This is a genomic window from Kosakonia sp., assembly GCF_032052965.1.
Lineage (GTDB): Bacteria > Pseudomonadota > Gammaproteobacteria > Enterobacterales > Enterobacteriaceae > Kosakonia.
Window position 1 is genome coordinate 132,434 of sequence record NZ_DAMBVN010000003.1, and the last position, 11,083, is coordinate 143,516.

General features: G+C 54.4%; 10 protein-coding genes. All 10 read right to left on the reverse strand.

Annotated elements, in window-relative coordinates; genetic code table 11:
* Positions 1-9: 9 nt before the first annotated feature.
* Positions 10-1,488: a colanic acid undecaprenyl disphosphate flippase WzxC gene (gene wzxC / locus RTX30_RS05775; RefSeq protein WP_312687722.1), complete on the reverse strand. Its 1,479-nt coding sequence runs from the start codon at positions 1,486-1,488 to the stop codon at positions 10-12.
* Positions 1,489-1,497: 9 nt separating this feature from the next.
* Positions 1,498-2,892, reverse strand: coding sequence for an undecaprenyl-phosphate glucose phosphotransferase (wcaJ, locus tag RTX30_RS05780; RefSeq protein WP_312687725.1), 1,395 nt, complete (start codon positions 2,890-2,892; stop codon positions 1,498-1,500).
* A gap of 58 nt (positions 2,893-2,950) precedes the next feature.
* Positions 2,951-4,321, reverse strand: coding sequence for a colanic acid biosynthesis phosphomannomutase CpsG (gene cpsG / locus RTX30_RS05785; RefSeq protein WP_312688210.1), 1,371 nt, complete (start codon positions 4,319-4,321; stop codon positions 2,951-2,953).
* Positions 4,322-4,430: 109 nt separating this feature from the next.
* Positions 4,431-5,867, reverse strand: coding sequence for a mannose-1-phosphate guanyltransferase (gene cpsB, locus RTX30_RS05790; protein WP_312687727.1), 1,437 nt, complete (start codon positions 5,865-5,867; stop codon positions 4,431-4,433).
* Positions 5,864-7,162, reverse strand: coding sequence for a colanic acid biosynthesis fucosyltransferase WcaI (wcaI, locus tag RTX30_RS05795; protein WP_312687728.1), 1,299 nt, complete (start codon positions 7,160-7,162; stop codon positions 5,864-5,866). Before wcaI ends, cpsB begins: the two co-directional genes overlap by 4 nt.
* A complete protein-coding gene (locus RTX30_RS05800) occupies positions 7,159-7,632 on the reverse strand; it encodes a GDP-mannose mannosyl hydrolase (protein WP_312687730.1) in 474 nt (157 codons plus the stop codon). Before RTX30_RS05800 ends, wcaI begins: the two co-directional genes overlap by 4 nt.
* Positions 7,633-7,634: 2 nt before the next feature.
* Positions 7,635-8,600 carry a GDP-L-fucose synthase gene (locus RTX30_RS05805; RefSeq protein WP_312687732.1) on the reverse strand — a complete coding sequence of 322 codons (966 nt, stop codon included), beginning with the start codon at positions 8,598-8,600 and terminating at the stop codon, positions 7,635-7,637.
* Positions 8,601-8,602: 2 nt separating this feature from the next.
* Positions 8,603-9,724, reverse strand: a complete 1,122-nt coding sequence (gene gmd, locus RTX30_RS05810) for a GDP-mannose 4,6-dehydratase (protein ID WP_044173143.1) — start codon at positions 9,722-9,724, stop codon at positions 8,603-8,605.
* A gap of 25 nt (positions 9,725-9,749) precedes the next feature.
* A complete protein-coding gene (gene wcaF / locus RTX30_RS05815; protein ID WP_312687738.1) occupies positions 9,750-10,304 on the reverse strand; it encodes a colanic acid biosynthesis acetyltransferase WcaF in 555 nt (184 codons plus the stop codon).
* Positions 10,305-10,326: 22 nt separating this feature from the next.
* The gene (gene wcaE, locus RTX30_RS05820) at positions 10,327-11,073 is read right to left on the reverse strand and encodes a colanic acid biosynthesis glycosyltransferase WcaE (RefSeq protein WP_312687740.1); all 747 of its coding nucleotides are present in this window, start codon (positions 11,071-11,073) and stop codon (positions 10,327-10,329) included.
* Between the last annotated feature and the right edge of the window lie 10 nt (positions 11,074-11,083).

The window sequence follows — 11,083 nt, forward strand, 5'->3', positions numbered from 1 at the left end:
TAACGTTTCTTAGCCTGCGCGGAGCAGCGTTTTTAATTTCTCGTTGCGGCAGAACTGACGCTTCATTTCCACCACCAGCGCATTGCGCGAAACAATCAGCATCAGCGCAAAAGCGACCACACCGGCAGCAACCTGAATTGCCAGCATGGCGGCCAGCGGCATATGGCCATTCAGTGCCAGCCCCAGGCCATAGCTGACCACCAGCGTCGGCAATGACAGGTAGAACGGTAGCCACAGGCTCAAAATGTACTGACGGTAGCTGGAGCCCAGTACCGGTTTAATCATCACGAAGTAGCTCAGGATGGTGTTGATAATTTGCACCAGCAAGAAACCAAGCGTTACGCCCAGCGCGCCAGCCAGATGCCCGCCGATGATGATGGCCGGGATAAACAGAAACGTTTTAAAGACATTGAATTTAAAACTGATATCCACGCGCGCTTTTGCCATCAGCAGTGAGCCAATCGGGTTACCGACCGCACGCAGCAGCCCCACGATGCACAGCAACTGCAGGATCGGAATAATGCTGTTCCATTTGTCGCCAAATACCAGTGGCACGAAGTTATTCGACACCACCATCAGCCCGAGCAGGATTGGAAAATTAATGATCCCCACGACCGACAGCAGTTTGTAGAAGTTCACGCGCAGTTTCTCAGTATCGTCCTGAATTTTTGCAAAAGCCGGGAACAGCACGCGGGTGATAATTGGGTTTAACTTCATCGGCGGCACCACCGCCACGTTGTACGCCAGGTTATATCCCCCGGCGACGCTGGCACCAAGAATGCGCGCCAGCACCAGTGTTGAGAGGTTGGTGTTGACGTAATTGATAATGCTGTCTGCGGTCAACCATGCGCCAAAACGCAGGTTTGAACTTACCGATGCCAGGGAAAAATGCAGCCCGGGACGGTAGATCTTACGACCAAAATAGCCGAACAGCAGCGTGCGCACGGCGCTATTGACCAGATAACCGAGGATAGCGGTCATCGCCAGCGGCCAGAAAAAGGCGCTCACCACGGTGAAGCTAAAGCCCGCCAGTACCGACAGCGTTTCAATGGCGCCGATTTTGTTGAACTCCAGCTCCTTTTGCATCAAGGCGCGGAACTGCTGACCGTGCGGGATAACCACAAAAGCCAACGACAGCGTCTTGATGAGCGGCGCCAGGTCCGGGTTATTCAGCACATCGGCAATCACGCCGCTCAGGGAAAAAACCGCCACGCAGACCACGATCCCCAGCCCGACGTTCAGCCAGTAAAGCGTGGTCAGCTCAAGGTGGCTTATCTCTTTGCGCTGAATAATAGAGTTAGCGATACCGAAATCCGACAGCGTGTCCGCCAGGGCGATAATCACTAGCGATACGGTCAGCAGACCAAACTGGTGATTATCGATAATGCGCGCCAGAACCGTCATCTGTACCAGCCCCAGACCAATAATGGTCAAGGTGGCCATGGCTGACCACTTGGCGCCGCTGATGGTTTTCTCTCTCAGGCTCATGACCTTTCCTTAATACGCCGCTTTGTTAACAAAGCCTTTAAAGATGGTCAGAAAAACAATTTTGATATCGAACCACAGGCTCCACTCACGGATATACTCAAGGTCGAATTCAATACGTTTTTCCATTTTTTCCAGCGTGTCGGTTTCGCCACGCCAGCCGTTGATCTGCGCCCAGCCGGTGATGCCAGGTTTCACTTTATGACGCAACATGTAGCCTTCAATCAGCGAGCGATACTGCTCATTGTGCGCAACCGCATGCGGACGCGGCCCAACGATGGACATCCCACCAGTAAGCACGTTGATAAACTGCGGCAACTCATCCAGCGAGGTCCGGCGCAGGAAACTGCCGACGCGAGTAACACGGGGATCGTTCTGTGTGGCCTGCGTCACCACTTTGTCGTTCTCCATCACGCGCATTGAACGGAATTTCCACACTTTGATAGGCTTACCGTCCATACCGTAGCGGGTCTGGCGGAAAATAATCGGCCCCGGTGAGCTCATTTTCACCGCCACGGCAATGGCCAGCAGCACCGGCGAAATCAGCAGCAGGATCAGCGACGAGAGCACAATGTCTTCAATACGCTTCAGGATACGGTTTACCCCGGACAACGGCGTGTCATACAGCGGGACAACCGGCACGCCATTCACTTCTTCAATACGTGAATGCAGGATATTAAAGGTAAAGACATCCGGAATAAGGATCACCGAACAGGTGGTATCCGCCAGATCGCGCACCAGCTTTTTAATGCAACGCGAGTCATTCATCGACATAGCGATATAGACATTATGGATTTTGCCAGACTTGGCATCCTCAACCAGTTGATCCAGATTGCCAGCCCAACCGGTGGTAATACCGCCAGGCTGCGGATCGTGGTACACCCCCACCACATCAAACCCCAGCCAGGGCTCATTACGGAAGCCTTCAAGCAGTTCCTGGCCGATGGGCAGGTCCCCGGCCACCGCGACGCGTCGGGTGTTGTAACCCAGGTTACGCAACCAGCCCGCGCCGAAACGTATCACCGCACGGCTCAGCATTAAGCCCATACTGGTTAACAGATACCAGGCAAGGTAGATATTGAAGGTGTTGTCAAAATCATTGTTGAACGCCAGCACGCCCGCGCTGAAGATCAGACTTAATGTCCAGTTCTGCAGCAGCAACGTCAGTTCAGTCATCATTTTGACGCCCCGCCAGGAGCGATAAAAATCAGTCATCCCGCCAATCATCTGGAAGACGACCAGGGTAATCAGAGCCATCATGAGATGCATGTAAAAAAACGGCAACCCGTTCACCTTGCACACCACCCACAGCCCGCCAAACATAATGGTGATGTCAGAGAAGCGCTGCACGATGGAGATTAACGATGCATTCGTTTTGGCCCGGTCACGCTTTTTTAGATTCGTCATCGTTGTACCTGCCTGTTTGTTCGCTCTCCCCCGACCAGGGGAGAGGAACGCCTCATAGTTACTGATTCAACAGCGCCAGAATTTCCTGCGTTCGTGCTTCCATCAACGAGACATCGTGACGGGATTCCACGTTCAGACGCACCACCGGTTCGGTGTTGGAAGAGCGCAGGTTAAAGCGCCAGTCGGCGAAAGCGATGCTGATCCCGTCCGTGCGGTCGATCTCCAGCGCACCCGGGGTAAAATGTTGTTCAACACGGGCAATCGCCGTGGCCGGATCGGCCAGTTTGCTGTTGATTTCACCGCTTGCGGGGAATGCCACCATGCGATCGCTGACCAGTTCAGCCAGCGTTTTGCCTTTCAGGCACAGCAGTTCGGTTACCAGCAGCCAGGGGATCATGCCGCTGTCGCAATAGGCAAAGTCGCGGAAGTAGTGGTGTGCGCTCATTTCGCCACCGTAAATGGCATCTTCATGGCGCATACGCTCTTTGATAAAGGCGTGGCCGGTTTTCGACATTACCGGGGTACCGCCAGCGCGGCTTACCACGTCGACGGTATTCCAAGAGAGACGCGGATCGTGGATGATCCTGGAGCCGGGGTGTTTTTCCAGAAACGCTTCCGCCAGCAACCCCACGATGTAATAGCCTTCGATAAACTGGCCGTCACCGTCAAACAGGAAGCAGCGGTCAAAGTCGCCGTCAAACGCAATACCCATATCGGCGTTGTGTTCAATCACCGCATTACGGGTATCGGCGCGGCACTCCGGCAACAGCGGGTTAGGAATACCGTGCGGGAAGGTGCCATCCGGGTCGTTATGCACTTTCACGAAGGTTACCGGCACATTCAGTGCCTTAAAGCGGGCTTCAATCGCATCGATCACCGGGCCTGCGGCACCGTTACCGGAGTTAATCACCAGTTTTAACGGCGTCAGGTTGTTGGTGTCGATATAGCCAAGCAGATGGTCAATATAGGCATCGCGCAGGTCGATTTGTTGATAGCTCCCGCGTTTTTCCGGGTTCACCGGCGGGAAATCGTTCGCTTCCGCCAGACGCTGCACATCGCGCAGACCGGTATCACCGCTGATCGGGCGCGCACCCTTACGCACCAGTTTCATCCCGTTGTAGTCCATCGGGTTGTGGCTGGCGGTGACTTCAATGCCGCCGTCCACGCCGAGGTGGAAGGTGGCGAAATAGATCTCTTCCGTACCGGAAAGCCCGATATCAAGCACATCGACGCCGGCGTCCTGCAGACCCTTTGCCAGCGCCATTTTCAGCGACTCGCTGGTCTGCCGTACATCACCGCCCAGCACAATTGTCTCGGGCTTCAGGTATTCACCGTAGGCGCGGCCAATACGCCATGCAATATCTTCATTCAGTTCATCGCCCAGCTTTCCACGGATATCGTAAGCTTTAAAACAGGTTAATTTTTCCATCATTACCTCTTCTTCAGGCAACAGTCAGCCTTGACCGCAAAATGGCCATCAATATGGGATTAAAAAAAGTGTGCAGACCGGATGAGGTCGCCTCATCCGGTGTCGGGCGTTACACGCGCCCGTAACGATCCTTGAACCGCACGACATCGTCCTCTTCGAGATACGAACCGGAGCGCACCTCAATCAGATCGAGCGGGATTTTGCCGGGATTTTCCAGGCAGTGACGCGCGCCCAGCGGGATATAGATAGACTCGTTTTCGCCCAGCAGCTTGACGTCGTCGTCAATGGTCACCTTCGCTGTGCCCGCGACCACCACCCAGTGCTCGGCACGGTGGTGATGCATCTGCACGGAAAGCCCCTCACCCGGCTTAACGGTTATGCGTTTTACCTGATAACGGTCGCCGGAATCGATAGAGTCATATTTCCCCCACGGGCGATAGACTTCGCGGTGGATATGGTGTTCATGGCGACCATCCGCTTTAATTTTTTCGACCACTTTTTTCACATCCTGCACCTGATTGCGGTCAGCGATCAGCACAGCATCTTTGGTCTGCACTACGACTAAATCTTTTACCCCGACGGTGGTGACCAGCCCGGACTCCGCATAAACATAGCTGTTTTCGGTGTTGTGGCTAATCACGTCGCCGTGGTGGACGTTTCCCTCCGGCGTGTGCTGGCTGATTTCCCACAGCGAAGACCATGAGCCCACATCGCTCCAGCCTGCATCCATCGGCACGACCACCGCATCAGCGGTTCTTTCCATGACTGCATAGTCAATAGACTCTTCCGGGCAGGCCAGGAACGCCTCTTCATCCACACGGATAAAGTCCATATCCGGGTCGGTAGCCTCCATCGCCTGTTCGCAGGCGGTGAGAATATCCGGACGGTATTTTTTCAGTTCTTCAAGGAAGCGCCCGGCACGGAACAGGAACATACCGCTGTTCCAGTAATATTCGCCTGTCGCGACATAGCCTTGCGCGGTTTCAAGGTTTGGCTTTTCAACGAACTGCGCTACGTTAAACGCAACCGCGTCGGCCTTGCCTTCACAGACCTCGCCACGACGGATGTAGCCATACCCGGTTTCCGGCAGATCCGGCACAATGCCGAAGGTCACCAGTTTGCCGCTCTCTGCATACGGAATGGCGTCTCGCACCGAGCGGCGGAACGCTTCTTCATTCTGGATCACATGGTCAGCCGCCAGCACCAGCATTAACGGATCGCTATCCGGGTTATGGCGTTTCACCGCCAGTGCCGCCAGCGCGATAGCCGGTGCGGTATTGCGCCCGGCAGGTTCGAGAATGATATTCTCGGTCAGCTTGTTCAGCTGACGCAGTTGCTCGGCAACAATAAAACGGTGTTGCTCATTACAAATCACCACCGGGCTTTCGCACTCCACCCCATTCAGACGGCTGACGGTGGTTTGCAGCATGGTGAGATCGCCCTTGAGGCAGAGAAATTGTTTAGGGTAAAGCACGCGGGACAGCGGCCACAGACGACTGCCAGAGCCTCCGGCCATCACCACCGGATACAGTTGCGTTTGACTCATGATTTATCCCCATTGCCGTCGAAATTCAGGCTGCTGTGATGCGCATGCGCGGCCACAGGCTGAGCCGAATCCTCCGGGCTGATATCAGCAATAAATTGGCGTAACACGTTCTCTTTTTCGAGCGTGCGTTCGGCATATTCACGTGCCACCGTGTTGTTTTTGGGCAGCGCCAGTGCGCGTTCAATGCCCCAGACCAGCGTATCCACCGATTCCGGCTCCACGCAGACCGCAATGCCAGGCTGGGTCAGACACAGCTGGCCGAGTTCAGTACTCTCTTCCGCGGTGATCACCGCGTTGCCACCTACCGCCAGAATGTTGGTTAATTTGGACGGCAAAACAGCATCCGCCGCACCGCGCTTCTGGATAACCAGGTGGCAGTCGCCCATGCGTAATAGCGCGGGCAACGCGTCATAAGGCTGTAACGGGAAGAACTTCACATTGCTCAGGCCCCGTTCGCTTACCATTTTTTCCAGGCGTGCTTTACCGCCGCCCTGTCCGACAATGACAAATAGCCACGGATGGCTTTGCAGCCGGGCAGCGGCTTCAATCACGCTCTCCAGCCCCTGCTTTTCACCGATATTGCCGGAATAAAGAATGATTTTTTTATCCTCCGGCAGACCAAGGTTGCGGCGTAATTGCGCGACGCTCTCCGCGTCGACATCGCGGAAACGCGCAACTTCAGACCAGTTGGGGAAAAAGATAATCTTGTCCGCAGCAACGCCTTTTTCCCGCGCTTTATTCATCATTGAACGGGAAATGGTCGATACGTTGTCCACGTTGTGCAATCCACTGCGCTCAAAGGCCATCGCCAGTCGCGCCACACGACCGTTTTTGCCTTTGCCGGCCATGCCCAGACCGAGCATGGCGTCGACTTCATAATCCTGAATATGCAACAGCGTTTTCGCACCGCTCAGTTTGGCAAGCAGACGCATACCTGGCGTGCAAAACAGCGTCGGGACGACACCGATAATGCGATCGGGTTTCCAGCTACGTTGCGCCATCAGCGGAAAGAAGCTGCTCAGGGCAAAACTCCCCAGATGCAGCAATCGTTTCAGCGTTGACGGCTGCTTAGGAACGTACAGCGGGCAACGCCAGACGGTCGCGGCCCCCTGCTCTTTACGCCAGCGCCAGGCGCTGTAGTGCTCGCCCACTTTCCATTCCGGGTAGTACGGCGGCGCGGTGATCACGCGCACGTCATGGCCCTGACGGGCCATCCATTCCACCATCTCGCCGGTGTACTTACCGATCCCGGTCAGCTCCGGCGAATAGTTAATGCCATAGACCAGGATTTTCATAAGCCCGGCACTCCCTGTGCGTCGAGGAAATAGGCGCGGCTATTGTCATGCACCAACGGATCGGCAATCAGCGACTCCGGCGTTCCCCAGCGATAATCATTGTGCTGATCCGTTGGCAGTTCGAGCGTCTGTTCGTCTACCCGCAAACGGAATCCCAGCACAATGTAATGGGTGGAGAAGTCCGGGCCGGAAAAGTTATCGTCATAGAAGTGCTGCCAGACGCCGTAGAACTCGCCCGCCGACATCGGCAGGCGCAGTCCCAGTTCAGCCTGGGTCAGACGCTCGAAAGCGGCCGCCAGCGGCTCATCCTTCTGCACGCGTCCGCCCGGTACGAACCAGTAACCCTGGGCCGGACGGTTAGTGCGTTTGCCGAGCAAAAACTCGCCGCGTGAATTTTCCACGATTAAATCGATAGAAATCAGCGGGGTTGAACGCACCACCGTGGCAAAATCTTCCTGACTCAAAAACATGCCTACCCCCGGAACCGGTGCTGGTTTTCAAGGAACCACTGGTAGGTGCTCGCAAGCCCTGCTTCCAGTGAAATCTCGTGATACCAGCCAAGCTGATGCAGGCGCGTCACATCCAGCAATTTACGCGGCGTACCATCGGGTTTGGTGGCGTCAAACACCACACGCCCTTTGTAACCCACCACGCTAGCAATGGTCTGTGCCAGCTCGCGAATAGTGCAGTCCACACCGGTGCCTACGTTAATGTGCGACAGCATCGGTTCGGTATTTTCCTGCCACACTTCGCTGGCCAGTTCCTGAACGTGAATGCTGGCCGCGGCCATATCATCCACATGCAGGAATTCGCGCATCGGCGTACCGCTGCCCCACACCACCACATCCGGCGCATTTTCCGCTGTGGCTTCATGGAAGCGGCGCAGCAGCGCCGGGATCACATGAGAATTGCTCGGATGGAAGTTATCGTGCGGACCATACAGGTTGGTCGGCATTACCGAACGGTAATCACGACCGTACTGACGGTTATAGGATTCGCACAACTTGATACCGGCAATCTTGGCAATCGCATAAGGTTCGTTAGTCGGCTCCAGCGTACCTTGCAGCAGTTCGCTTTCCGCGATCGGCTGGTGCGCCAGTTTCGGATAAATACAGGACGAACCGAGGAACAACAATTTGTTCACGTCATGCTGGTGCGCGGCGTGAATGATGTTGCTCTCAATCATCATGTTTTCGTAGATGAAGTCCGCCGGGTAGGTATTGTTCGCCACAATACCCCCCACCTTCGCAGCCGCCAGATACACCTGGTCGATACGTTCATTCGCGAAAAACGCATGCACGGCGGCGGAATCCAACAGGTTCAGTTCCTCACGGGAACGCAGCACCAGTTCAACATCCGCACGCTGTTCCAGCTGCCGTACGATGGCTGACCCCACCATCCCGCGATGGCCAGCCACAAAAATACGTTGTTTCGTCATGCTCAGGACTCCAGTGCGATCGCAACCTCGTAACCATGGGCCTTAAGCAGTGAGTGTTTTTTCGCTGCTTCCAGATCTTTCGCCACCATCTCGGAAACCATTTCCTGCAGCGTCGTTTCCGGTTTCCAGCCCAGTTTTTCGTGCGCTTTGGTCGGGTCGCCAAGCAGGGTTTCTACTTCAGCAGGACGGAAGTAACGCGGGTCAACGGCAACAATCACATCACCCGGTTTTACGCCTGGCGCATCGTGGCCAGTCACGGAAACAACAATACCTTTCTCTTCCACGCCCGTACCTTCGAAGCGCAGTTTGATACCCAGTTGTGCTGCCGCCATTTCAACAAACTGACGCACGGAGTACTGCACGCCGGTCGCAATAACGAAGTCTTCCGGTTTTTCCTGTTGCAGCATCATCCACTGCATTTTCACGTAGTCTTTGGCATGGCCCCAGTCACGCAGGGAGTCCATGTTGCCGAGGTACAGGCAGGATTCCAGACCCTGTGCGATGTTGGCGATAGCGCGGGTAATTTTACGGGTGACGAACGTTTCGCCACGGCGCGGAGACTCGTGGTTGAACAGGATGCCGTTACAAGCGTACATGCCATAAGATTCACGGTAGTTCACGGTGATCCAGTAGGCATACAGTTTGGCAACAGCATACGGAGAGCGCGGGTAGAAAGGCGTGGTTTCTTTCTGCGGGATCTCCTGCACCAGGCCGTACAGCTCGGAAGTGGATGCCTGGTAGAAGCGGGTTTTCTTTTCCAGACCGAGGAAGCGAATCGCTTCCAGCAGACGCAGCGTACCCATGGCATCCACATCGGCGGTGTATTCCGGGGACTCGAAAGAGACCGCAACGTGGCTCATCGCACCCAGGTTGTACACTTCATCCGGTTGAACTTCCTGCAGGATACGGGTCAGGTTCGACGTATCAGTCAGGTCACCGTAATGCAGGTGGAACTTCGGATTGCTGGTGTGCGGATCCTGATAGATGTGATCCACACGCTCGGTATTGAATGAGGAGGCGCGACGCTTAATGCCGTGGACTTCATAGCCCTTTTCCAGAAGCAGTTCTGCCAGATAAGAACCATCTTGCCCGGTTACGCCGGTGATGAGAGCGACTTTAGACATAATTTATTTTCCTCAATGTTCCCTGTTAGGGGGTTACCTTTTCAACGCGTTCGCGCGTCACCACTGCGGGATTGCCACGGCAAATCGCATTTGCCGGTAGCGTTTTAAAAACACTGCTGCGCGCACCCACCACCGTCCCGTCGCCGATGGTCACGCCGGGAGCGACAAACACATCTGTCGCCAGCCAGCATTTCTCGCCAATCACAATTGGCGTCGCGTTAATATCGAAATGCGCGCTCATATAATCGTGACTGCCAGTGCACAAATAACATTTCTGTGAAACAACTGAATTCGCACCGATAGAAATATCACCCAGCGTGTATAACACTGCGTCATCTCCTACCCAGCAGTAATCGCCTAACGTTAATTTCCACGGGTAGGTGATTTTCACCGAAGGGCGAATAACCACGCCCTTACCTACCTTTGCGCCAAACAGGCGTAATAAGAATGCACGCCAGCGATACAGCACCTGTGGGGACCATGCGAATAATGTCGCCTGAACCGCCCACCACAGTTGAACCTTAATAGCGTTGCCGCCCCGAAAGCCTTTCGGCACGGAGAATCCTTGTAAGTCCTGCATCGGTTTTCCTTATATTTGAGCGTTATGCTTTGTTATATAAGGCCTTTGCTTTGCCTGTCGTCCGCAGACGCAATAAATAGGACAATTGCGCCCAAAAACCTGGCACTCGCAATATTGTGCGCTGAACTTTTCGGGCATCCTGACAGAGTTCAAGGTTATTCGATGTAGAAACACCGCCCATAGAAAATTCAGACACCAGGCCTTTCAAACGCTTAAACGGAAAACCCGCTTTAAACATTCTGGCTGCTAACGCGTAATCGGAAGAGACTTTAAATTGCAGATCGTAGGGGTATGTTTTTAGACCCGTCACCGGGAAAAATATTGCCTGATGGCTTGCTGGCAGGCTGTGATAAATATACCAGCCGTGTTTTGCCGTGCGGCGAATTTTAGTACCATCGCCAAAATCCAGCATCGCATCACCAATATACATCGCGGTTTCGGTTTGATCTTCCAGCTGACGAACAACATCCACAATTTCTTCATGGAATATATCGCCGGAATTGAGGAATAAAGCGAAGCGGCCTGACGCCATATCAATGCCTTTATTCATAGCATCATATATGCCTTTGTCACGCTCACTGATGTAACGTAAATTATATTGACCGTTAAGACTTTTCAGAAAATCCGCAGTTCCGTCCTGCGAGCCGCCATCAACCACAATCCATTCGAACTCGATATCCTGCGCTTTCGCCAGATGGGCCAGAGACTGCCAGGTCTTCACCACACCTTCATGATTGCGAAATGCAACAGTAATAACAGTTAGCAGCATGTGACCCACC